This window comes from Priestia sp. ABM2_011 (assembly GCF_056158845.1).
Genome location: NZ_JBSWUB010000001.1, coordinates 1,053,818 through 1,077,155 on the forward strand (window position 1 = coordinate 1,053,818; position 23,338 = coordinate 1,077,155).

The following is a 23,338-nucleotide window of genomic DNA, read 5'->3' on the forward strand; positions in this document are numbered from 1 at the left end:
GGAAATGAATATGTTATTAAAAAAGCAAACGGTTTGGTTATTAACAATGTTAAGTTTAGTTGTTGTGTTATCGGTGTACTATATGACAACGCCAGAAAATCCTCAGAGTAATGTTGCGCTAGTAGACAATGAAAAACAAAGCGAAAAACAGGCTGATGACAAGGCTCCTGCAGAAGATACAAAACAACAGGCAGATGAGAAATCAGGAACAAAAGAAGATTCAAAAACCGAAGGCTCAGCAGAAGATGTAAAAAAGGAAACGGCTAAAAATGCAAAAGAATCAGCGGTTGTATCAAGCACAGATAGCGACGAGCTATTTACGGCGCTCCGCTTGGAATTAAATGATGAAAGAAGTCAGCTGAAAGAAGAGTATCAGGAAGTAGCGGCATCAAAAAATGTAACGCCTGCAGAAGTAAGCAAAGCGATGGATAAAATCGATGAATTATCAAAGCTTGGGGAAAAAGAAGCAACGCTGGAAACATTAATTAAAGCAAAAGGATACAGCGACGCGCTAGTAAGAGCAGATGGAAAACAAGTGCAAATTACCGTTAAGACAGAAAAACACTCAAAAACAAAAGCCAATCAAATCATTCAGCTAGTCAAAAAAGAAATGGGTCCAAAAGAAGTAGCGGTAGAGTTTCAGCCAACTAAATAAAGGGAATAAAAGAAGTGTAAAACAGCCGCAAATTGGGGTTGTTTACACTTCTTTTTTTATGAAATGACTAAAATCTAAGCGAGACGGGAAAAATTTTAACATGGCTTTCTTTTTTTACTTCGGTTATAATAGGTTTCATAATCTTATATTAGTACTAGGTGACAAATGTTTTCATAAGTATTGTCATCTGTAAAGCTATGTTTCCATTTATAAAACAATAACGCTAAAAAGTTATTATAGAGTAAGTGGAACTTCTTTTTAATGTTTGCCAAACGAATTGAATGGCTGTAGCCATTTATCGTATTATTAACATTGTAGAGAATTCTATTTTCATGAGGTAGGAGTGTTCAATATGTTAAAAATTCAAGAGATCCGTGAGATCATTAAACTAGTTGATCAATCATCAATCGAGGAGTTCACCTATGAGCACGAAGGCTCCAAAATCAAGATGAAGAAAAAAGACGCAATTGTTTCCAAACAAGCGCAGCAAGTAGTGGTTTCGGCACCTGAACAAGCAGCAGCACCTGCACCGCAGGCAGCAGCGGCGCCAGCCCCGGCAGCACAGTCTGCACAGCCAAAAGAAGAACAAGCGGCCCCAGCGGTTGATGAAAGCTTACATAAAATTACATCTCCGATGGTAGGGACATTCTATGCGTCATCATCGCCAGAAACAGATGTATACGTAACGCCTGGAGATAAAGTACAAAAAGATTCGGTTGTATGTATCGTAGAAGCAATGAAATTATTTAATGAAATCGAAGCAGAAGTTAAAGGTGAAATCGTTGACGTATTAGTTGAAAATGGACAACTTGTAGAATACGGTCAACCTCTTTTCTTAGTAAAGCCTGAATAAGGAGCGGTAAATATGATTAAAAAGCTATTAATTGCGAATCGAGGAGAAATTGCGGTTCGAATTATTCGAGCGTGTAAAGAGTTAGGTGTAGAATCAGTAGCTGTTCATTCTCAAGCTGATCGCGATTCTTTGCATGTACAATTAGCAGACGAAGCGTATTGTATTGGACCAACGTCATCTAAAGACAGCTATTTAAACTTTACAAACATTATGAGTGTTGCGATGCTAACGGGCTGTGACGCTATTCACCCTGGATACGGCTTTTTAGCTGAAAACGCTGATTTTGCAGAGCTATGCAGAGAGTGTAACGTTACATTTGTAGGACCAAGTCCTGAAGCCATTAACAAAATGGGAACAAAAGACGTAGCGAGAGAAACGATGCGTGAAGCGGGTGTTCCAATTGTTCCTGGTTCCACTGGAATTGTAGAGTCAGTGGAAGACGGTATGTCAATCGCTAATGATATTGGCTATCCTGTTATTATTAAAGCAACGGCAGGAGGCGGAGGAAAAGGAATCCGCGTTGCGAAAAATGAACAAGAGCTTATTAAAGGTATTACAATTACGCAGCAAGAAGCTGCGACAGCTTTCGGTAACCCTGGTGTGTACATTGAAAAGTTCATTGAGGATTTCCGTCACGTTGAGATCCAAGTGTTGGCTGATTCTCATGGAAATACTGTACATTTAGGAGAGCGTGATTGCTCGATTCAACGCCGTCTTCAAAAATTAATTGAAGAAACGCCTTCTCCAGCGTTGGACGAAAAAACGCGTGAATTAATGGGCGACGCTGCTGTTAAAGCCGCTCAAGCCGTTAATTACACAGGAGCCGGAACCGTGGAATTCATTTATGATTATCGTGAAAACAAATTTTACTTCATGGAAATGAATACGCGTATCCAAGTAGAACATCCTGTTACAGAGATGGTGACAGGAGTTGACTTAATTAAAGAACAAATCAACGTGGCAAATGGTGAAACTTTACCGTTTACGCAAGAAGAAGTGACGTTTAACGGATGGGCAATTGAGTGCCGAATCAACGCAGAAAACCCAGAGAAAAACTTTATGCCATCACCAGGTACGATTCAAATGTACTTGCCGCCAGGTGGCTACGGAGTGCGCGTAGACTCTGCTGCATATCCGGGCTATGCAATCCCACCTTACTATGATTCAATGGTGGCTAAATTGATTGTTCATGCGCCAACTCGTGAGGAAGCTATTGAACGAATGAAGCGCGCGTTAGATGAATTTGTTATCGATGGCGTTGCGACCACTATTCCTTTTCACCAAAAGCTATTAAATCATGAAAAATTTGTTAGCGGTGAATTCAACACGAAGTTTCTTGAGCTATATGACGTAATGAATTCTTAGTATAATATAAACTATAGGAGGTGCTGTACATGAATGAAAATCATGTATTAGAAATGGAAGAACACCCAAATTCTCTTGGCAAAGTAGAAATTGCTCCTGAGGTTATTGAAGTCATTGCGGGTATTGCTGCTTCTGAAGTAGAAGGCGTTTCTGCAATGAGAGGAAATTTTGCAGCTGGCGTTGTGGAGAAACTAGGAAAGAAAAACCACGGTAAAGGTGTAAAAGTGGACTTAACAGAAAACGGGATAAAAGTAGACGTGTTTTGTATGATGAAGTTTGGTGTGTCTATTCCAAACGTAGCGCAGCAAGTACAAGATAACATTCGTCAAGCCCTTAAAAATATGACAGCTATTGATCTCGATGAAGTAAACATTCATATCGTAGGGATTCAGTTTGATACGCAAAAAACTGATATTGAAGAAGTTGAATAAAACAAACGTTTACCTAACGGCTGTTGCTAAAATGGAATAACGTATGATTACTTGTTCCTTTTCAACACAAGCTATGGTAAAGTGAAAAAGACTGTCTCGTCATAAAGACGGTCTTTTTCGTGTTCTACAAACTTCGTATAAGAACAATCAAGTATCGTTTCATAAACTATGCTATTATCTAGGTATACTAGTTGAAGAAGATAAATAAAGGAGCAAAAATAATGAAAAGACATACAGCACGCCAAAAAGCATTACAAGCACTATTTCAGCATGATTTAGGGCAAACCGAGCCAATGGAGGCAATCGGAAATGTTGTACAAAACGAAAAGTCTGATCAATTTTTAGAAAGTCTTGTGCTAGGTGTAGTTGAGCATCAGCAAGAAATTGATGAACTTTTACGCAATCATTTAGAAAAATGGACGTTAGACCGCGTAGCTACTGTAGACCGCGTAATCCTGCGTATTGCCGTATACGAAATGAAGTATGAAGAAGAAATTCCTACGAGCGTTACGTTAAATGAAGCGATTGAATTAGCAAAAACATTTGGCGATGATCAATCAAGCAAGTTTATCAACGGCGTATTGTCTAAAGTGTTAACAACTTTATCTAAATAAACGTTCATCTTGCCAAATCAAGTGACTAAAATGCTTCTCTCCTTTATATAAAGGGGAGAGGGTGACTGCAAAGGAGGCAAAATGATGAGTGAAGTGCGTTATCTAACCGTTACGGCTCTTACACGATACATCAAGCGCAAGTTTGACGTAGACCCTCACATGCAAGATGTATGGATTAAAGGAGAAATTTCTAACTTTAAACGTCATAGTCGAGGACATATGTATTTCACCTTAAAAGATCAAAATGCTCGTATCGCAGCCGTTATGTTTGCTGGGCATAACCGTCAGCTTAATTTTCAGCCTGAAGAAGGAATGAATGTACTGATTCGAGCTGAAATTTCGGTTTATGAACCAAGCGGAAATTATCAAATGTACGTAAAAGAAATGCAGCCTGACGGCGTTGGAAACTTATACTTGGCCTACGAACAGCTGAAAAAAAAGCTGGAAAAAGAAGGCTTGTTTGATCATGCTAGAAAACGAAAACTTCCGAAGTATCCAACAACAATAGGTGTGATTACATCTCCTACTGGAGCCGCCGTACGTGATATTATTACGACATTAAAGCGCAGATATAACGCGAACATTATTGTTATGCCCGCTCTTGTTCAAGGAGTGAATGCGGCACCGTCTATCATCAAGGCAATTGAAGAAGCAAACCGTCGTAAAGAAGCAGACGTATTAATTGTCGGCCGCGGCGGCGGGTCAATTGAAGAGCTTTGGGCGTTTAACGAAGAAAGCGTAGCTCGTGCAATTTTCACTTCTACTATTCCCGTTATTTCAGCGGTTGGACATGAAACCGATTTTACAATTGCAGACTTTGTAGCAGATTTGCGAGCCCCTACTCCAACGGGTGCTGCGGAGCTGGCCGTACCTCATATCAGTGAAATTACAGAAAGATTGACTCAGCGAAATATCCGTCTTCTTCGTTCGATGAAAGAGATGCTTCAGTCTAGTAGCCGCAGGCTTGAACGATCTCAGAAATCATATGCTTTTCGTTACCCTCAAAAGTTGGTCGAGCAAAAAGAGCAGCAGTTAGATCAGCTGATGGAGCGTTTTTATCGTGAAGGTAGAAGGTACATTGAGCATAAACGGACGAACTACGAGCAGCTAACAGCCGCTTTGTTGCGCAATCACCCCGAGCATCAGTTAACGAAAGCGGCAGACCGTCAACAGCAGCTGACGAAAATGCTGACAAAAGAGATGCAGCAGCTGCTAAAGCAAAAACAGCTTTTATTTGCCACGGCAACGTCAAAATTACATACGCTTAGTCCATTAAAAACAATGGAAAGAGGCTACAGCTTAGTATACGATAAAGAAAAAGAGTTAATTAAATCAACCAAACAAGTATCCAAAGGTGATGTGGTAAACGTTCGTTTGACCGATGGACAGTTGCAGTGTGAAGTTTCGAAAATAGAGGAGCGATGAAAAATGGCGACAAATAAAGAGTATACGTTTGAAGAGGCGATGGAGCAGTTAGAAACCATCGTAAACAAGCTAGAAGAAGGCGACGTGCCTTTAGAAGAAGCAATTCAACAATTCCAAGAAGGAATGACTCTTTCAAAATTCTGTCACGATCGTCTTCAGCATATTGAAAAGCAAATGGAAACTATTTTACGTGAAGACGGAACGCTTGAGCCATTCTCGGTACAGGAGGAAGAGTGATGGTGAATGAAATGAATTTAAAAGAGTATATTTCTTTTACAAAAGATCGAGTAGAAACACGCTTGCCTGAAGTGGTAAAGGCATTACATGCTCCGGTTAACTTAAAGGAATCCATGCTTTACTCGCTTACGGCAGGAGGAAAGCGACTTCGCCCAGTGCTGTTGTTTGCAACGCTACATGCATTTGGAAAAGACGAGAGCATCGGACTAGAAACAGCCTGTGCAGTGGAAATGATTCATACATATTCGCTCATTCATGATGATTTACCTAGTATGGATGATGACGACTTAAGAAGAGGTAAACCGACAAATCACAAGGTGTACGGCGAAGCAACGGCTATATTAGCTGGAGATGCTCTTTTAACAAATAGCTTTCAGCTCATTTCTGAAGCGGTACATCCTGAAATTACATCACATATGAAACTTCAGCTCATTACAGAACTGGTAAAAGCAAGCGGAACAGAAGGTATGATCAGCGGACAGGTTGCAGATATGGAAGGTGAAAAAAAGCAGCTCACGCTAGATGAGCTTGAATATATTCATCTTCATAAAACGGGGAAGCTGCTAGGATTCTGTGTAAAAGCAGGAGCAATTCTTGCAAAAGCTACGCCTCTACAGCAAGAATTATTAGAAGAATTCAGTAAGCATGTAGGGTTAGCGTTTCAAATTCAAGATGATATCTTGGATGTGGAAGGGTCTGAAGAAAAGTTAGGAAAGCCAATTGGCAGTGATACAGAAAATGAAAAAACGACATATCCTTCTTTATTAGGTATGGAAGCGGCCAAAGAAAAGTTACAGTATCATGTTGAACAAGCACTTCTCTCGTTACGTCAAGCTCAAATTAAGCACGGATTACTAGAAGAAATTTGTTTATATATAGCAAAACGTGATAGTTAATGACGATTTCTGTCAGGTTTTTTGAGTGATACAGTAAAATAAGATTGAGTCCCAATAGGGGCTATGCTATAATGATTTTACTACTGTATAAAAGCGTAGTGCATAGGTTTGAAAGACATATACAATATCTTGGTGGCCGTTATCACATTTGTGTTAGCGGCTATTTTTTCACTATTTTCCTTTGAATATCACTGGTTTACTGATAGAATATCAAAGGTATTGTAAGTAATAAGGAAATACTAAAAATTGACTATACGTATAAAACAATAGACAATGTATTAAGGTAACTTTATAACAAGTACGAAAGTGAGTGATCCACCTTGGATCTTACAACGATAAAAAATCCTGAGTTTTTAAAGAAAATGTCAGTAACACAATTAGAAGAACTAAGTGAAGAGATTCGTCGTTTTTTAATTACAAAGCTTTCTGCAACTGGTGGTCATATAGGGCCAAATTTAGGGGTTGTTGAGTTAACGCTTGCACTCCATAAAGTGTTCGACAGTCCAAAAGATAAATTTTTATGGGACGTCGGGCATCAGTCGTATGTCCATAAAATTTTAACAGGACGAGCGGGAGAGTTTGATACAATCCGTCAATATAAAGGATTATGCGGCTTTCCAAAGCGAGATGAAAGTGAGCATGATGTATGGGAAACGGGACATAGTTCTACATCTCTTTCAGCCGCAATGGGAATGGCTGCTGCAAGAGATTTGCAAAAAACAAAAGCTCACATTGTTCCTATCATTGGTGACGGAGCTTTAACAGGTGGTATGGCTCTTGAAGCGCTTAACCACATCGGGCACGAGCAAACGGATATGACCGTTATTTTAAATGACAATGAAATGTCTATCGCTCCTAACGTCGGGGCTGTACACAGCATTCTGGGGCGTTTGCGCACGGCGGGCAAATACAACTGGGTAAAAGATGAGCTTGAAGTTCTACTGAAAAAAGTGCCTGCGGTAGGCGGTAAGCTCGCGGCAACGGCAGAACGTGTAAAAGATGGCCTAAAGTACATGGTTGTGTCAGGCATGTTCTTTGAAGATCTTGGCTTTACGTATTTAGGACCGGTTGACGGCCATAGCTATGACGATTTATTGGAAACGTTACAATATGCAAAGAAAACAAAAGGACCGGTACTGATTCATGTGATTACGAAAAAAGGGAAAGGGTACTTGCCAGCGGAAAGCGATAAAAGCGGAGCGTGGCATGGTACAGGCCCTTACAAAATTGAGTCCGGTGACTTTATTAAAGACAAAAATGTTCCGATTGCTTGGAGTAAATTAGTAAGTGATACGGTATTGAAAATGGCTAGGGAAGATGAGCGTATCGTAGCAGTAACGCCAGCAATGCCTGTAGGTTCAAAACTTGAAGCGTTTCAAAAAGAGTTTCCGCATCGCATGTTTGATGTTGGGATTGCAGAGCAGCATGCAACAACAATGGCCGCTGGTCTTGCAACTCAAAATATGAAGCCCTTTTTAGCTATTTATTCGACGTTTTTACAGCGTGCATACGATCAAGTGGTTCATGATATTTGCCGTCAGAAGCTAAATGTATTTATTGGGATTGATCGAGCTGGACTAGTAGGTGCTGATGGTGAAACGCACCAAGGTGTATTTGACATTGCGTTTTTACGTCATTTGCCTAACCTTGTTATTATGATGCCAAAAGACGAAAATGAAGGTCAGCACATGGTTCACACTGCTTTGACTTATGAAGAAGGTCCGATTGCGATGCGCTATGCGAGAGGAAACGGATTAGGTGTTGAACTAGATTCAGAACTGAAAAACATTCCGATCGGTACATGGGACGTATTAAAAGAAGGTTCGGATACAACCATTTTAACGTTTGGTACAACGATTTCAATGGCGATGGATGCAGCAGCAGAACTTGAGAAGCAAGGAATCAGCGTCAAAGTGGTCAATGCTCGTTTTATTAAACCGCTGGATGAAAAAATGCTTCACGAGATTTTCCAAACGAATAAGCCTGTGATTACGGTGGAAGAAGCGGTACTTCAAGGCGGTTTTGGAAGTGCGGTGTTAGAGTTTGCATCAGAGCACGGCTATTATAATACTCGCGTTGAACGTATGGGTATTCCTGATCGCTTTATCGAGCACGGCAGCGTAACAAAACTTTTAGAAGAAATTGGCTTAACCAAAGAAGAGATTATAAATCGAGTTAAAAAACTCGTAACACCAACACAAAAGAGGCTTGAAGTTAAGTGACAAAAAAAGAACGAGTAGATGTATTATTAGTAGAACGAGGTTTGATTGAAACAAGAGAAAAAGCAAAGCGTACAGTGATGGCAGGACTTGTTTATGCGAATGAAGTCCGTTTGGATAAGCCGGGAGAGAAAATTGAACGCGATACGCCGCTGACAATTAAAGGTGCAGTGATGCCTTACGTCAGCAGAGGCGGCTTTAAGCTTGAAAAAGCGATTAAAGAATTTAATGTCCATGTAGCGGATAAAATCATGATTGATATTGGTTCTTCTACTGGAGGCTTTACCGATTGTGCGCTTCAAAATGGAGCGAAGATGTCCTATGCGCTAGACGTAGGCTATAATCAGCTAGCTTGGAAGCTTCGTCAAGATGAGCGAGTAGAAGTAATGGAACGAACAAATTTCCGTTATGTGACACCAGCTGATTTATCAAGAGGCTTGCCTGAATTCGCTTCTATTGATGTATCGTTTATTTCCTTAAGACTCATTCTCCCTGTGTTAAAAACACTTCTTGTTCCATACAGCGATGTTGTTGCACTTGTTAAGCCACAGTTTGAGGCTGGAAGAGAGCAAGTTGGGAAAAAAGGAATCGTGCGTGACTCAAAAGTGCATGAAGAAGTCCTTCAAGGAATGGTGGATTTCTCCCTTCGTCAAGGATACGATGTATATAATATGTCGTATTCACCGATAACAGGAGGAGATGGAAATATCGAATTTCTTCTTCATCTGAGCTGGAAAGGCGAGCGTGAACTTGGTGAAAATCAAGCTCCGCTTACTGTGCGTGAAGTGGTCGAAGAAGCACATAAGACGTTAAAAGAGAAAAAGTAATAATGGCCAATGTTAAGCAAAAACTTAGCATTGGCGATTTGATTATGACTCTTTATACAAAAGGTGCATAATCAAGTTGAACACATTATGATACTTAATTAGTGAAAGACTTATAAACAACAAAACAAAAAGAAGATTACATATTAATGTGAGGTGCCAACATGAATAAAGGGCAAAGACATATTAAAATTCGTGACATTATCACGAATAATGATATTGAAACACAGGATGAATTGGTAGATATTTTAAAAAACCAAGGTTTTAATGTAACACAGGCAACAATCTCTCGTGATATTAAAGAACTGCACTTAGTCAAAGTGCCTTTGATGGACGGACGATACAAATACAGCTTGCCTGCAGATCAGCGTTTTAATCCCTTACAAAAGTTAAAGCGCTCTCTTATGGACGCATTTGTAAAAATTGATTCAGCCGGGCATATGCTGGTGATGAAAACATTGCCGGGAAACGCAAATGCGATTGGCGCATTGATTGATCATTTGGACTGGGATGAAATATTAGGAACAATTTGTGGAGACGATACATGTTTGATTATTTGCCGTACTCCTGAAGATACGCAAATTATATCAGACCGATTCTTAGAAATGTTATAAAGGTGAGTGAAGCAGGTTGTTAGCTGAATTATCCATTAAAAACTTTGCGATTATTGATGAACTTTCTGTTTCATTTGAAAAAGGCTTAACGGTATTAACAGGCGAAACAGGAGCGGGAAAGTCGATTATTATTGATGCCATTTCATTGTTAGTAGGTGGAAGAGGCTCTTCGGAGTTTGTCCGCCATGGAACAGACAGAGCCGAAATTGAAGGGCTTTTCTTATTTGATGAAGAACAGCATCCGAGTCACGAAAAAGCCAAACAAGTCGGTTTGGAAGTGGAAGATGGAATGATTGTGCTTCGCCGAGATATCACTACAAATGGGAAAAGTATTTGCCGTATCAATGGGAAGCTCGTCACGTTAGCTATCCTACGTGAAGTCGGACAGACGTTAATTGATATACATGGACAGCACGAGCACCAAGATTTAATGAATCAAGATCGTCACTTAACTCTTCTTGATCAATATGGAGGAGAAAAAGTAGAAGAGGCTTTGACGGAGTATCGAGAGGTATTTTCGAGGTATACGTCGCTAAAAAAGCAGTTGGATCAATTAACTGAAAATGAGCAGCAGATGGCACATCGCCTCGATCTTATTCAATTTCAATTAGATGAAATCAAAGCCGCAAATTTGCAGCTCAATGAAGACGAGGAACTAAATGAAGAGCGTTTGAAGATTTCTAACTTTGAAAAGATCTATACGTCGCTAAACGATGCGTACAATGCGCTGCACGGTGAACATCAAGGTCTGGATTGGGTAGGCGTAGCAATGAATCATACGGAGGATATTTCGTCACTGGAAAAAAACTATGCCGAAATTTCGGAGATTATTTCATCGAGCTTCTATCAGTTAGAAGACGCATCTTATAAAATTCGTCAGCAGCTGGATTTATTAGAATTTGATCCGAAACGCTTAGACTTTATTGAAGCGCGTTTAAATGAAATTAATCACTTAAAGCGTAAATACGGTCAAAGTGTAGATGAAATTCTAGAATATGCAGCACAAATTGAAGATGAAATTGATCGTATTGAAAATCGAGATACGCACGTGAGCAAGATCAAAGAACAGTTAAACAGCGTAGCACAGGATTTATTAGTAGAAGCTAACAACGTTTCAGCTATTCGAAAAAAACTTGCTCAGGAGTTAACGGACAGCATCCATCATGAGCTTCAAGAACTCTATATGGCTAAAACCGTATTTCAAATTAAATTCTCTGTCGTAAATGCAGGTAAAAATGACGTTGAAGTAAATGGCGAAAGAATAAAATTCACCAAAGACGGCATTGACAACGTAGAGTTTTATATTTCTACCAACCCTGGTGAACCGTTAAAGCCTCTTGCGAAAGTAGCATCAGGCGGAGAACTGTCAAGGATCATGCTGGCGTTAAAGAGCATCTTCTCTAAGCATCAAGGCGTGACGTCCATTATCTTTGATGAAGTTGATACAGGCGTAAGTGGAAGAGTAGCTCAATCGATCGGTGAAAAAATACATGCCATTTCCGTTGATTCGCAGGTTCTTTGCATATCTCATTTGCCGCAGGTAGCAGCTATGGCAGATACTCATCTCTTTATTGCTAAAGAGATAAAAGGTGATCGTACAACGACATCTGTTCTTCCATTAACTCTTGATGAAAAAGTAAAAGAAATTGGTCGAATGATTGCAGGAGCTGAAATTACAAGCTTAACGAAGGAGCATGCCAAAGAGCTTTTAGATTTAGCGGATAAGATGAAGCAGACCATTTAACAAAACACCTTTTAACACGTAACAGTATGTGTTAAAGGTGTTTTTTTATACAAAATGGAGGAACTGAAAATGTTTCCTTGCACTTCTTTTCATTTTTCTCTGAACTTCTGTTATAAATGCGCTCTAAGAAGGCTAAATTAAATGTGTAGCCATTTAGGCGAGGAAGCGAGGAGAGTGAAAACATGCAAAATCGATACAGACATATAATTGGTGCGATTCTCCTTGTTTCGTTCATTTTTGTAGGATTTATTCCAGTTGTGCAACAATATATACACATTCCAAAACAAATCGTCTTATTTGAACAGCAAAAAGAAAAAATTAATACGACATTACCGCTTAGCGTAGAAGCTTCATCACCTGTTTACGATGTAACAAGTAACAAGGCGAAGCTGACCGTAGCAGGCAAACAGGTAGGCAAAGAAGAGTTGATGCTTCATTTGGCCGGTATTCCTGTAAAGCGTGTAGACGTGCAGGTATTATCTGATTTTAAAGTCATTCCTGGTGGACAATCAATCGGTGTGAAATTAAATTCAAAAGGTGTTCTTGTTGTAGGCTATCATCAGGTAGATACAGCAAAAGGTAAAAAATCTCCTGGCGAAATTGCGGGTATTCAAGTTGGAGATATGATTACGAAGATTAATGGTAAAACCATTGAAAAAATGAGTGATATTACACCGTTTATTCAGCAGGCAGGGAAAACGGGTGAACCATTAAATCTGCATATTTTAAGAGAAAAAAAGCAGTTTGACACGAAGCTGTATCCGTTAAAAGATAAGCAAGATTATGCGTACAGAATCGGTTTATACATCCGTGATTCAGCTGCAGGAATTGGCACAATGACTTTTTATGATCCAAAATCTAAAAAATACGGCGCTTTAGGCCATGTTATTTCGGATATGGATACAAAAAAGCCAATCGTAGTAGAAGATGGACAAATTGTCCGTTCGACCGTTACATCAATTGAGAAAGGTTCGAACGGCGTTCCCGGCGAAAAGCTAGCGAGGTTTTCTGAAGATAGACAAATCATTGGAAATATTACACGAAATAGTCCTTTCGGTATTTTTGGAAAATTGTCTTCAACGATGGAAAACGGAATAATGGATAAAGCAATGCCAATTGCTCTATCTCATCAAGTAAAAGAAGGACCGGCTAAAATTCTAACGGTAGTAGATGATGATCAAGTGGAAGAATTTGATATTGAAATTATGAGTACTATACCTCAAAAGTTTCCGGCTACTAAAGGAATGGTTATTAAAATTACAGATCCTAAATTGTTAAAGAAAACAGGTGGAATTGTTCAAGGAATGAGCGGGAGTCCGATTATTCAAAACGGTAAAGTCGTTGGAGCGGTTACCCATGTTTTTGTAAATGATCCTACCTCCGGTTACGGTGTCCATATTGAATGGATGCTTAACGAAGCAGGAATCGATATTTATAAAAATAATCGAAAAAAAGCGAGCTAATGTTGTCATTAGTTCGCTTTTTTTGATAAAAATTATTGTCGTAAATGTACGAGAAAAACGTCGAAAAACAAAGAAAATAAGAGAAAATCGAATAAATTCCATTTAAAAGACTTTTTTCTAAAAAAATAAAGGAAATAATGTTGCATTGTCGAATTTGTCCTTTAGAATAAAGAATAGAGACACGTAGGAAACGACGTATAACATAAAGGACTGAGGAGGAAGCTGCATTGAAAAAAATTAAAGTATGCTTGGTTGATGATAATCGGGAACTAATTGGTTTGCTTGAAGATTATATTTCAGAGCAAGAAGACATGGAAGTAATCGGAGTAGCTTACAATGGACAAGAGTGTTTATCCATTTTAAAAGATAAAGATCCGGATGTTCTTGTATTAGACATTATTATGCCGCATCTAGATGGATTAGCAGTTTTAGGTCAGTTAAAAGAAATGAAAAAAGAAAATTATCCAAATGTCATCATGCTAACAGCATTTGGGCAAGAAGACGTAACGAAAAAAGCGGTTGATTTAGGAGCTGCTTATTTTATTCTAAAGCCGTTTGATATGGAAAACTTAGTGAATCATATTCGTCAAGTTAGCGGACAAACATCTTCATTTATGCAACGTTCATCTTCTTCCATGCGTTCGCATCGCGACAGCAAACCAGCAAATTTAGATGCAAGCATTACGAGCATCATTCACGAAATTGGTGTACCTGCTCATATTAAAGGCTATTTATATTTGAGAGAAGCCATTTCAATGGTATATAAGGATATTGAGCTGCTTGGGTCGATTACAAAAGTGCTGTATCCTGACATTGCAAAAAAATACAATACAACAGCAAGCCGCGTTGAGCGCGCCATTCGTCATGCCATTGAAGTAGCATGGAGCCGAGGGAACATTGATTCTATTTCTTCATTATTCGGATATACTGTCAGCATGTCAAAAGCAAAGCCGACAAATAGTGAATTTATCGCCATGGTTGCGGATAAATTACGCCTTGAACATAAAGCGAGTTGAAAGGGATAGGACTGCTGGAATTACGGGGTTTTGAGTGAGCTGATACCTTTTGTAATACAGAGTACATGCCGATAAACTTTTGGAATTTACACTAGATAGCAAACTGAAAATCAATAAACTTTTTACTGCAGGGCCGATGAATTTTAATCATTCATGGGTCCTTTCATTTTGTTTTAAGAGTTGGAAATAGGGAGGTTAAGGGAATGTACATCTTGTGATCCATAGTAGTGTATTTTATTGAAATAATTTATTTAATTGTTATGAGGGCTTTGTGTTTGAAAGAAGATTTAGAAGATGTGTTAAAAAATTCATCTACATATATGGATAAGTAAATGATAAAAAAAGCAGCCTTCAGAAAAGGCTGCTTTTTTTAATCCATTAATTTAGCAATCGATTTTGAAAGGAACAAAACAATAATTCCAAGTACAATTGTTACAGCTCCGATTAAGCTGAAGATGTCGAAATAACCTAACGACTGTGTATAAGATGCAAGAACACCCGCTAGCTTATTAGCAACAGCAGAGCTTGCCATCCATACGCCCATTAAAAGAGAAGCAAGCTTTAATGGAGCCAGTCTACTTACCATAGACAACCCTACTGGCGAAATCATAAGCTCAGCTAGCGTGTGCAGGAAGTAAGTGAAAATCATAAATAGGATATTTACTTTTAAAGCTGGGTCATTACCAGTATACATAACGGCTGGAATTAAAATTAAGAATCCTAATCCGACTGTTACAAGTCCCATACCCATTTTTGTTGGTGTTTTAAAATCACCGCGTTTTGAATTTCCTAGCTTGTACCAAACAAGTGACATAATTGGTGCTAAAATCATGATAAACAGTGGATTCAATGATTGGAACCACTCTGTTGGAACCGTAAAACTACCGATTTGACGATCAATTTGATCTTGAGCATATAGCGTTAAAGAACTTCCAGCCTGTTCAAAAGCTGTCCAGAAAGCAATAACAACGAAAGCTAGAATAACGATAGCAACCGTTCTTTTCTTTTCTCGTGCTGTCAGCGGAGCAGTTGATGTTTGAGATGCTGCTGCATGAACTTTTCCTGTAGGCTCTTTCCCAATATCACCTAAATAGCGATTAGCCAGTAGGTTAAATAAAATTTGTCCAACAACCATTCCGATAGCTGCTGTTAAAAATCCGTATTTATAACTCATTAATCCAACAACTAATGGGGCGAAAAATGCACCAAAGTTAATACCCATATAAAAAATGGTAAAAGCACCGTCACGGCGAGGATCATTTTCTGCATAAAAATCTCCGACCAATGTGGAGATATTTGGTTTGAAAAATCCGTTTCCGATAATTAATAAAGCAAGTCCGATATACAAAGCGGCTACGCTTTGATGAATGAAGATGGAAAAATTCCCGAGTGCCATAATCACACCACCGATTGTGATGGCTAGCCTTCTTCCGAGGAAGCGGTCTGTTAAATATCCGCCAATCATCGGCGTAATGTAAACAGCACTAGTGAATGTTCCATATAAGCTCAGTGCAGTTGCTTTATCTACCCCGAGTCCACCTTGAGCAGCGGTAGCAGTTAAATAAAGAACCAGAATGGCTCTCATTCCATAATAACTAAATCTTTCCCATGCCTCAGTCGCGAATAATAAGTACAGTCCAGGAGGGTGTTTTTTCCTAGACTCATTTGGCTGCTGATTTTCGTGTTGTACAGCTGCTTGCATAATGAAGTCCCCCTAAAATTTCTCTCATACTATTTAATTCTTTTATTTGAATTGATCAAAAAATCAGAATATAAGTACTGGAATAAATATAATGTATTTTTATTTTAGTAGAAAAACAATAATTTCGTCAATGAAATTATATGGAAAAATCAAAAAATAATTAAATATACACAAAAAAGTATTAAATTACTTATTTAAAAGCATTTTTAAAAATACATTTATATTATTAAATATTCTAATATATGTTATGGGAAATGAAGTAAGAAAGTAATACTATTTTTGGAAACGAAAATTCGAAAGAAAAAAGGATCTGTTATTCAGATCCTTTTTTATCTTCGCCCGCATTTAATTCAGCAAGCTTCTGCAGCAAAATATGCTGAGGCATATGCATCAATTGCTCGAGGGGGATATTTAATTGTTCTGCTAATTTTACGGCTGTATCCGGAGAAATTTGCAGTGGTCTCATACACAACGACCTCCTTTTGCATATAAAGTAATGAAAGTGAAGAAGTATAAACAGTAAATTCGTGCTTTCACTATTAAGTAATGCTAAAGTTAATAATAAGTGATAATAGAGGAGTTGAGCAAGTATGTTTGTAATAGGTCATCGCGGCGCAGCTGGAACGTTTCCTGAAAATACGATGATTTCCTTCAAAGAAGCAGCGAGAGTCGGAGCACACGGAATTGAACTTGATGTGCATATGACAAAGGATGGGGAACTTGCTGTAATTCATGATGAAAAAGTAGATCGAACGACGAATGGAAAAGGGTTTGTAAAAGATTTTACGTATCAAGATTTACAGAAATTAGATGCGAGCTATAAGTTCAAAAAAAAGTACGGGGCATGTAAAATTCCCATGTTAAATGAAGTAATGGAGTGGGCTTCAAGTGAAGGAATTAGCGTAAACATCGAGTTGAAAAACAATATATTTGACTATCCATACTTAGAAATGAAAGTTTTAGATTTAATTTATTTATACAAGATGAAGGATCGAACGATGATTTCATCTTTTAATCATAACAGCTTAGCCCGAATTGGTTCTTTGGATTCTACGATTGAAACAGCTATTTTATATTCTTATCCGATGTATGAGCCTTGGGTATATGCGCAGCATCTTGGCGCAAAAGCTCTTCACCCTAATCAGCGTACCGTGAATGAAGTAAATGTAGCCGCTTCAAAAGATTGTCAAATTCCAGTGCGACCTTACACAGTAAATGATGTAAAAGTAGCTGAGCAGCTTCGGAAATATGGATGTGAATCCATTATTACTGATTATCCTGAAAAAATGGTGAAGCAATTTGGGGGACGCTTTTCGTAAAAAAACATCGCATTAATGCGATGTTTTTTTATCTTTTTGAAATCTGTTTTGAACTTTGTTTCGCTTGCGGTCTCTGTGCAGAATAAAGCCAGCAACAAATCCAAGGCCGATTACAAATAACAGAAGACCGACTGAAAATTGCAAAAATAAAGAAGGGAACGGGGATTGCAGGATGCCAAAAATCATATCTCTCATAAGTTTAATGCCATATCCAGCGAGTATACCAGGAATAAGTAAGATTAGCAGGGCAATAATTCGAACCATAGCTTCTCCTTTCGCTTCTCTTTTTTAAAATGAATGCGTTTACATTGTAAAACCGTTATACTTGAATCATAAAAGAACTAAATAAATTGTCAAGAGCGTTTCTTTTTTTATATGATAGGTATATGCAATATTTTGCACGGAACATGTACATATTAAGTGGAAAAGGTGAAAAAATATGCAAAAAGTGTTGATCGTTGGAGGAGGAAAAGGTGGATTAGCTATTCTGAAAATCTTGTTGGAAACCGAATTTATGAAAGTGATTGGTGTAGTAGACGTACGAGCTGACGCGCCGGCTGTTTTGCATGCGAAAGAACAAGATATTTCAACCGGAATGAATTGGGAGCCTTATATGACAAAGCAGCTCGATGTCATTGTTGAAACAACAGGTAAACAAGGTGTTTTTCAACAATTGCAGAGAAGCAAACCTGCTGATGCACTGGTAGTTCCGGGATTGGTTGCTGAAATTATGGCCAATCTGATGGAGGAAAAAGAAGAGTTAATTCAGCGGTTAAAGCAAGAATCGTATAAATATGATCTTATTTTTAACGCGGCTCATGATGCGATGGTCGTGATTGATAAGAATGGATATATTACGCTATTTAATCAAAGTGCCGAGCGTTTGACGAACTTTTCACACAGAGATGTAATTGGTAAGCATCTTCATGAAGTTATTCCAAATAGTAAACTTGTTGATGTTCTTCATACAAAAACGATTGATCAAAATAGTGAATTTGTGTTAGATAGCGGACGGAAGGTCATTACGACTAGAATACCAATACTCGACGAGAATAGAGAGCTGTTTGGTGCCTTTTCGATTTTTAAAGATATTACGGACGTTGTCGGATTGGCAGAAGAAGTTACGAACTTAAAAGAAGTACAAACTATGCTTCAAGCTATTATTCAATCTTCTGAAGAAGCTATTTCGGTTGTCGATGAAGAAGGAAGAGGGATTTTAATTAATCCTGCTTATACGAGAATTACGGGTTTAAAAAAGACGGATATTATTGGTCAGCCCGCGACTGCCGATATCTCTGAAGGAGACAGTATGCACATGAAGGTGCTGCAAACAAGACGTCCCGTTCGAGGTGTAAGAATGAGGCTTGGTCCGAGTAAAAGAGACGTAGTTGTGAATGTTGCCCCTGTTATTGTCGATGGAAAATTAAAAGGCAGCGTTGGCGTTATTCATGATATGTCTGAAATTCAAGAGCTTACAAATGAACTTAAAAGAGCGCGTCAAATTATCCGAACGCTTGAAGCGAAATATTCATTTGCTGATATCATTGGTCAGTCTGAAGAGTTTCAGTTAGCAATTGAGCAGGCTAGACTTGCTGCTAAAACACCAGCTACTGTTTTGCTTAGAGGTGAATCTGGGACGGGTAAGGAGCTGTTTGCACATGCGATTCATAATGCGAGCAGCCGAAAGTTTAATAAATTTGTTCGGATCAACTGTGCTGCACTTTCTGAGTCTTTGCTTGAAAGTGAACTTTTTGGGTATGAAGAAGGAGCTTTTTCCGGGGCAAAACGAGGCGGAAAACGAGGTGTTTTTGAAGAAGCCAATAACGGTAGCATCTTTTTGGATGAAATCGGGGAGCTTTCAGCTCATATGCAGGCTAAGCTGCTTCGAGTGCTTCAAGAAAAAGAGCTTATTCGCGTTGGAGGCACGACCCCCATTCCGGTGAATGTTCGCGTGATTGCAGCTACGAATGTGAATTTAGAAAAAGGAATGGCTGATGGAAGCATCAGACAGGACTTGTATTATCGGCTAAACAAAATTCCGATTCACATACCTCCTCTTCGGAAGAGAAAAGAGGATATTGGAGCGCTTGTTACACACTTAATTACAAAAATTAATCAAGATTACGGCCGACATGTTGAAGGGGTAACAGATCGGGCCTTACAATCATTGAGATCATACGACTGGCCAGGAAACGTCAGAGAGCTTGAAAACATATTAGGAAGAGCTATTATTTATATGCACTATACGGAAACAATGATTGATTCTGTTCATCTCCCTTCACTTGAAGGCAAGGGCAAAAAAGAAAAAAATCAGGCGAATGAAGAGGTAGTATTCGAAGGGAAGACTTTAGCGCACATGATGGAAAATTATGAAGCTGAACTTATTCAAAAAGTGCTGATTGCAAACAAGTATAACCGAACGAAAACAGCAAAACAGCTCAATATTTCCCTGCGTTCTCTGTATTATAAGTTGGAAAAATACAATCTTGCAAATAACAGCATGCAATAAAATGCATGGTGTGCAAGTTATTGCATATAAATAGAGAGGTATTCTTTTTTTCTGTTTGTCGTTAGAATCAATAAAAAAAATTTTTTGTGCGTAGAAACGGATATAAGCAGCTATATTATGTAATATATGCAGAGTGTGGCACAAATCTTGCATATATTTTAAGTGACTGCATAAACGCGCAGTATGCTCTTTAAAAAGGGGCAAAAGAAAGAATGAAAAAGGAGAGGTCGAACATTCCATGACTCTTGCTACCATCTTATCTCGGGTTGCTAAGCAGTCTTCTTTGACTGTTGCTGTTGCTGCAGCTGAAGACTTAGAAACAATTGAGGCAGTGTATGAAGCTGTGTCAAGGGAAGTTTCTGAATTTATTTTGTTTGGCAACGAAACAACAATTAATGAATTATTCAGGCAGTACCGCCCATCCTTACTCACTCATAAGGCTGTGACGGTCGTACATACGGAGTCCGTTTTAGAAGCGGCTCAATTGGCTGTGCGTTCAGTTCAGCAAGGTCAAGCTCATATCGTAATGAAAGGGAATTTATCCACATCGCTTATTTTAAAAGCTGTGTTAAATAAAGAGCATGGTTTGCGTACGGGAAATGTTTTATCACACGTAGCTGTGTTTGATGTTCCTCACTATGACCGTCCTATTCTTGTAACAGATGCAGCTATGAATATTACGCCATCTCTGGAAGAGAAAGTTCAAATCATTCAAAACGCGGTGAACGTTGCTCACTCGATTGGGATAGAGGTGCCAAAGGTAGCTCCTGTTGCAGCGGTTGAAGTTGTGAACCCTTTGATGCCTGCCACAGTAGAGGCTGCACTTCTTACACAGATGAACCGCAGAGGACAAATTAAAGGCTGCGTTATTGATGGACCTTTAGCACTCGACAATGCCATTAACATAGAAGCAGCCAAGCAAAAAGGCATTCAAAGTGAAGTTGCCGGTCAAGCAGATATATTACTCGTTCCAGCAATTGAAACAGGGAACGTCTTATATAAATCCCTTATTTATTTTGCTAAAGCAAAAGTTGGAGCTATTCTAGCGGGGGCAAAAGCTCCGGTCGTCTTAACATCCAGAGCAGATTCATCAGAAAGTAAATTATACTCACTGGCGCTTGCTATCAGCGTCGCTCAACAGAATTCTTAGGAGGCACTAACAATGAAAATTTTTGACTATATGGAAACATACGATTATGAGCAGTTATTATTTTGCCAAGATAAAGATTCAGGCTTAAAAGCCATTATTGCGATTCATGATACAACAATTGGACCAGCTCTAGGCGGTACGAGAATGTGGACATATGAATCAGAAGAGGCTGCAATTGAAGATGCGCTTCGTTTATCACGCGGAATGACTTATAAAAATGCAGCAGCAGGCTTGAATTTAGGAGGAGGAAAAACGGTTATTATCGGAGATCCTCGCAAAGACAAAAATGAAGCGATGTTCCGTGCATTTGGCCGCTTTATTCAAGGGTTAAATGGTCGATATATTACAGCAGAAGATGTGGGCACAACGGTAGAGGATATGGATATTGTATATGAGGAAACGGATTATGTAACGGGTGTATCTCCTGCCTTCGGTTCATCAGGCAATCCATCACCAGTCACAGCCTACGGCGTATACCGAGGAATTAAAGCAGCAGCAAAAGAAGCATTTGGAACAGATATGCTTGAAGGAAAAGTAGTAGCTGTCCAAGGTGTAGGAAACGTAGCATATAATTTATGCCGCCACCTTCACGAAGAAGGGGCAAAACTTATTGTAACGGATATTAATAAAGAAGCTGTTCAGCGTGCGGTAGAAGAATTTGGTGCGCAAGCAGTAGACCCAAATGATATTTATGGTGTAGAATGTGATATCTATGCTCCTTGTGCACTCGGAGCAACGATTAACGATGAAACGATCCCTCAAATAAAAGCAAAAGTTATTGCAGGGGCAGCTAATAATCAATTGAAAGAAACGCGTCATGGTGATTTAATTCATGAATTAGGCATTGTATATGCACCGGACTATGTTATTAATGCAGGAGGCGTTATTAACGTAGCTGATGAGCTAGTTGGATATAACCGTGAGCGTGCGCTGAAAAAAGTTGAAGGTATTTATGATAATATTGAAAAGGTAGTTGAAATCTCAAAGCGAGATGGCATTCCAACCTATCTAGCAGCAGATCGCTTAGCTGAAGAAAGAATTGAAAAGCTGCGTCGTTCACGCAGTCAATTTTTACAAAATGGACAGCATATTTTAAGTAGACGTCATACGCGCTAATGTTTGAGCTGAAGGCTAGGCAAAAGGAATAAATGAAATCCTTTCGACCTAGCCTTCGTTTATGAGAATGATAAGGTAGGAGGACATGTGTTGGATATGCACGAATATCGAATGCTGATAATAAATCCGGGTTCAACGTCCACAAAAATTGGCGTGTTTCACAACGATAAACCAATTTTTGATCGAACAATCCGCTACGATTCACAGCAAATGAATCAGTTTGAGACGATATATGCACAGTATGAGTTCCGTAAAAACTCGATTTTAGAGGCACTTGATGAAGAAGGGATTAATTTATCTAAATTAAGTGCAGTATGTGGAAGAGGAGGGCTTTTACGCCCGATTGAAGGCGGCACATACGAAGTAAATCAAGCCATGCTCAAAGATTTAAAAGACGGTTATGCCGGCCATCATGCTTCAAATTTAGGCGGGATTTTAGCGTTTGAGATTGCATCTGGATTAAATATTCCAGCATACATTGTTGATCCAGTGGTGGTAGATGAGCTAAGTGACATCGCTCGTATCTCAGGAACTCCTTTTATGGAAAGGAAAAGCATCTTTCATGCGCTGAATCAAAAATCGGTGGCTCGAAAAGTGGCCAAAGAAATGAATAGCACATACGAACAAATGAACGTTATTGTTACCCATATGGGCGGGGGCATTACGGTTGGAGTTCACAAGTGCGGAAAAGTAATTGATGTGAACAATGGCCTGCACGGCGACGGTCCTTTTAGTCCAGAGCGCGCTGGCGGTGTACCGGTTGGTGAATTAGTTCGTCTTTGCTTTTCAGGTCAGTATTACCGCGAGGAGATTATGAAAATGCTTGTAGGAAAAGGCGGACTTGTCGGTTATTTGGGCACATCTGACGTGCAGAAAGTCGAAGCGCTAGTGAAAAATGGAAACGAAAAAGCTAAGCTTATCTACGAAGCAATGGCTTATCAAATTTCGAAGGAAATTGGAGCTGCCAGTACGGTATTGCATGGAAAAGTAGATGCCATTATTCTAACGGGAGGCATTGCTTATTCAAAAGCGTTTGTTGAGCTGATTATTAATCATGTAAAGTGGATTGCAGATGTCATTGTTTATCCTGGAGAAAATGAGCTTCAAGCGCTAGCTGAAGGGGCTCTCCGAGTGCTTACAGGTGAAGAAGAAGTAAAGGAATATAAAGGCGCTTAATAGCGTTTGC

General features: G+C 39.1%; 22 protein-coding genes. 19 read left to right on the forward strand and 3 right to left on the reverse strand.

Going from position 1 to position 23,338, the window contains the following annotated elements; translation table 11 throughout:
• The first annotated feature begins 4 nt into the window (after positions 1–4).
• From ACXAE4_RS05625 to spo0A, 14 genes are all read left to right on the forward strand, one after another.
• Positions 5–655, forward strand: a complete 651-nt coding sequence (locus tag ACXAE4_RS05625; RefSeq protein WP_223268967.1) for a SpoIIIAH-like family protein — start codon at positions 5–7, stop codon at positions 653–655.
• A gap of 352 nt (positions 656–1,007) precedes the next feature.
• Positions 1,008–1,508: an acetyl-CoA carboxylase biotin carboxyl carrier protein gene (gene accB, locus ACXAE4_RS05630; RefSeq protein WP_028411594.1), complete on the forward strand. Its 501-nt coding sequence runs from the start codon at positions 1,008–1,010 to the stop codon at positions 1,506–1,508.
• A gap of 12 nt (positions 1,509–1,520) precedes the next feature.
• Positions 1,521–2,873 carry an acetyl-CoA carboxylase biotin carboxylase subunit gene (gene accC, locus ACXAE4_RS05635; RefSeq protein WP_028411593.1) on the forward strand — a complete coding sequence of 451 codons (1,353 nt, stop codon included), beginning with the start codon at positions 1,521–1,523 and terminating at the stop codon, positions 2,871–2,873.
• Between the two features lie 29 nt (positions 2,874–2,902).
• Positions 2,903–3,304, forward strand: coding sequence for an Asp23/Gls24 family envelope stress response protein (locus ACXAE4_RS05640; RefSeq protein ID WP_013059143.1), 402 nt, complete (start codon positions 2,903–2,905; stop codon positions 3,302–3,304).
• A 221-nt stretch (positions 3,305–3,525) separates the two neighbouring features.
• The gene (nusB, locus tag ACXAE4_RS05645; RefSeq protein WP_013059142.1) at positions 3,526–3,918 is read left to right on the forward strand and encodes a transcription antitermination factor NusB; all 393 of its coding nucleotides are present in this window, start codon (positions 3,526–3,528) and stop codon (positions 3,916–3,918) included.
• An 84-nt stretch (positions 3,919–4,002) separates the two neighbouring features.
• Positions 4,003–5,343 (forward strand): exodeoxyribonuclease VII large subunit, encoded by a 1,341-nt coding sequence (gene xseA / locus ACXAE4_RS05650; protein WP_034271010.1) that lies wholly within the window; start codon positions 4,003–4,005, stop codon positions 5,341–5,343.
• A 3-nt stretch (positions 5,344–5,346) separates the two neighbouring features.
• Positions 5,347–5,580 carry an exodeoxyribonuclease VII small subunit gene (locus ACXAE4_RS05655; RefSeq protein ID WP_013059140.1) on the forward strand — a complete coding sequence of 78 codons (234 nt, stop codon included), beginning with the start codon at positions 5,347–5,349 and terminating at the stop codon, positions 5,578–5,580.
• A complete protein-coding gene (locus tag ACXAE4_RS05660) occupies positions 5,580–6,476 on the forward strand; it encodes a polyprenyl synthetase family protein (protein WP_028411591.1) in 897 nt (298 codons plus the stop codon). Before ACXAE4_RS05655 ends, ACXAE4_RS05660 begins: the two co-directional genes overlap by 1 nt.
• A 320-nt stretch (positions 6,477–6,796) precedes the next feature.
• The gene (gene dxs / locus ACXAE4_RS05665; RefSeq protein ID WP_028411590.1) at positions 6,797–8,698 is read left to right on the forward strand and encodes a 1-deoxy-D-xylulose-5-phosphate synthase; all 1,902 of its coding nucleotides are present in this window, start codon (positions 6,797–6,799) and stop codon (positions 8,696–8,698) included.
• Positions 8,695–9,522, forward strand: a complete 828-nt coding sequence (locus ACXAE4_RS05670; protein ID WP_028411589.1) for a TlyA family RNA methyltransferase — start codon at positions 8,695–8,697, stop codon at positions 9,520–9,522. The genes dxs and ACXAE4_RS05670 overlap by 4 nt, the downstream gene beginning before the upstream one ends.
• 161 nt (positions 9,523–9,683) lie before the next feature.
• The gene (gene ahrC / locus ACXAE4_RS05675; protein WP_013059136.1) at positions 9,684–10,133 is read left to right on the forward strand and encodes a transcriptional regulator AhrC/ArgR; all 450 of its coding nucleotides are present in this window, start codon (positions 9,684–9,686) and stop codon (positions 10,131–10,133) included.
• 16 nt (positions 10,134–10,149) lie between these two features.
• Positions 10,150–11,877 (forward strand): DNA repair protein RecN, encoded by a 1,728-nt coding sequence (gene recN, locus ACXAE4_RS05680; RefSeq protein ID WP_028411588.1) that lies wholly within the window; start codon positions 10,150–10,152, stop codon positions 11,875–11,877.
• 182 nt (positions 11,878–12,059) lie between these two features.
• Positions 12,060–13,340 carry a SpoIVB peptidase gene (gene spoIVB / locus ACXAE4_RS05685; protein WP_028411587.1) on the forward strand — a complete coding sequence of 427 codons (1,281 nt, stop codon included), beginning with the start codon at positions 12,060–12,062 and terminating at the stop codon, positions 13,338–13,340.
• Positions 13,341–13,567: 227 nt separating this feature from the next.
• Positions 13,568–14,356 carry a sporulation transcription factor Spo0A gene (gene spo0A / locus ACXAE4_RS05690; protein WP_013084985.1) on the forward strand — a complete coding sequence of 263 codons (789 nt, stop codon included), beginning with the start codon at positions 13,568–13,570 and terminating at the stop codon, positions 14,354–14,356.
• Positions 14,357–14,726: 370 nt separating this feature from the next.
• Here the strand turns inward: spo0A and ACXAE4_RS05695 are convergent, their stop codons facing one another.
• Complete coding sequence (locus tag ACXAE4_RS05695; RefSeq protein ID WP_475235626.1) at positions 14,727–16,058, reverse strand: peptide MFS transporter; 1,332 nt, start codon at positions 16,056–16,058, stop codon at positions 14,727–14,729.
• 313 nt (positions 16,059–16,371) lie between these two features.
• Entirely contained in the window at positions 16,372–16,524 is a 153-nt protein-coding gene (locus ACXAE4_RS05700) for a YycC family protein (protein ID WP_064504589.1), read from the reverse strand.
• A gap of 124 nt (positions 16,525–16,648) precedes the next feature.
• Here ACXAE4_RS05700 and ACXAE4_RS05705 point away from each other — a divergent pair, with 124 nt between their 5' ends.
• Positions 16,649–17,377, forward strand: a complete 729-nt coding sequence (locus ACXAE4_RS05705) for a glycerophosphodiester phosphodiesterase (protein WP_028411585.1) — start codon at positions 16,649–16,651, stop codon at positions 17,375–17,377.
• 12 nt (positions 17,378–17,389) lie between these two features.
• Here ACXAE4_RS05705 and ACXAE4_RS05710 read toward each other — a convergent pair whose 3' ends face one another.
• Entirely contained in the window at positions 17,390–17,641 is a 252-nt protein-coding gene (locus tag ACXAE4_RS05710; protein ID WP_028411584.1) for a DUF2627 domain-containing protein, read from the reverse strand.
• A gap of 175 nt (positions 17,642–17,816) precedes the next feature.
• On the opposite strand from ACXAE4_RS05710, the gene ACXAE4_RS05715 reads away from it, so the two are divergent.
• The 4 genes from ACXAE4_RS05715 (at position 17,817) to buk (ending at position 23,328) form a co-directional block, all read left to right on the forward strand.
• Positions 17,817–19,886, forward strand: a complete 2,070-nt coding sequence (locus ACXAE4_RS05715) for a sigma-54 interaction domain-containing protein (RefSeq protein WP_028411583.1) — start codon at positions 17,817–17,819, stop codon at positions 19,884–19,886.
• A 238-nt stretch (positions 19,887–20,124) separates the two neighbouring features.
• Positions 20,125–21,036: a phosphate butyryltransferase gene (yqiS, locus tag ACXAE4_RS05720; RefSeq protein WP_028411582.1), complete on the forward strand. Its 912-nt coding sequence runs from the start codon at positions 20,125–20,127 to the stop codon at positions 21,034–21,036.
• A gap of 12 nt (positions 21,037–21,048) precedes the next feature.
• Positions 21,049–22,152, forward strand: coding sequence for a branched-chain amino acid dehydrogenase (gene bcd, locus ACXAE4_RS05725; RefSeq protein WP_013059125.1), 1,104 nt, complete (start codon positions 21,049–21,051; stop codon positions 22,150–22,152).
• Positions 22,153–22,248: 96 nt separating this feature from the next.
• Positions 22,249–23,328: a butyrate kinase gene (gene buk / locus ACXAE4_RS05730; protein ID WP_372492011.1), complete on the forward strand. Its 1,080-nt coding sequence runs from the start codon at positions 22,249–22,251 to the stop codon at positions 23,326–23,328.
• Positions 23,329–23,338 lie beyond the last annotated feature (10 nt).

Bases quoted from the DNA above. Each gene is read 5' to 3' on its own strand.
- ACXAE4_RS05625 (WP_223268967.1), top strand. From the start codon at position 5: ATGAATATGTTATTAAAAAAGCAAACGGTTTGGTTATTAACAATGTTA.
- accB (WP_028411594.1), top strand. From the start codon at position 1,008: ATGTTAAAAATTCAAGAGATCCGTGAGATCATTAAACTAGTTGATCAA.
- accC (WP_028411593.1), top strand. From the start codon at position 1,521: ATGATTAAAAAGCTATTAATTGCGAATCGAGGAGAAATTGCGGTTCGA.
- ACXAE4_RS05640 (WP_013059143.1), top strand. From the start codon at position 2,903: ATGAATGAAAATCATGTATTAGAAATGGAAGAACACCCAAATTCTCTT.
- nusB (WP_013059142.1), top strand. From the start codon at position 3,526: ATGAAAAGACATACAGCACGCCAAAAAGCATTACAAGCACTATTTCAG.
- xseA (WP_034271010.1), top strand. From the start codon at position 4,003: ATGAGTGAAGTGCGTTATCTAACCGTTACGGCTCTTACACGATACATC.
- ACXAE4_RS05655 (WP_013059140.1), top strand. From the start codon at position 5,347: ATGGCGACAAATAAAGAGTATACGTTTGAAGAGGCGATGGAGCAGTTA.
- ACXAE4_RS05660 (WP_028411591.1), top strand. From the start codon at position 5,580: ATGGTGAATGAAATGAATTTAAAAGAGTATATTTCTTTTACAAAAGAT.
- ahrC (WP_013059136.1), top strand. From the start codon at position 9,684: ATGAATAAAGGGCAAAGACATATTAAAATTCGTGACATTATCACGAAT.
- spoIVB (WP_028411587.1), top strand. From the start codon at position 12,060: ATGCAAAATCGATACAGACATATAATTGGTGCGATTCTCCTTGTTTCG.
- ACXAE4_RS05695 (WP_475235626.1), bottom strand. From the start codon at position 16,058: ATGCAAGCAGCTGTACAACACGAAAATCAGCAGCCAAATGAGTCTAGG.
- ACXAE4_RS05700 (WP_064504589.1), bottom strand. From the start codon at position 16,524: ATGAGACCACTGCAAATTTCTCCGGATACAGCCGTAAAATTAGCAGAA.
- ACXAE4_RS05705 (WP_028411585.1), top strand. From the start codon at position 16,649: ATGTTTGTAATAGGTCATCGCGGCGCAGCTGGAACGTTTCCTGAAAAT.
- ACXAE4_RS05710 (WP_028411584.1), bottom strand. From the start codon at position 17,641: ATGGTTCGAATTATTGCCCTGCTAATCTTACTTATTCCTGGTATACTC.
- ACXAE4_RS05715 (WP_028411583.1), top strand. From the start codon at position 17,817: ATGCAAAAAGTGTTGATCGTTGGAGGAGGAAAAGGTGGATTAGCTATT.
- yqiS (WP_028411582.1), top strand. From the start codon at position 20,125: ATGACTCTTGCTACCATCTTATCTCGGGTTGCTAAGCAGTCTTCTTTG.
- bcd (WP_013059125.1), top strand. From the start codon at position 21,049: ATGAAAATTTTTGACTATATGGAAACATACGATTATGAGCAGTTATTA.
- buk (WP_372492011.1), top strand. From the start codon at position 22,249: ATGCACGAATATCGAATGCTGATAATAAATCCGGGTTCAACGTCCACA.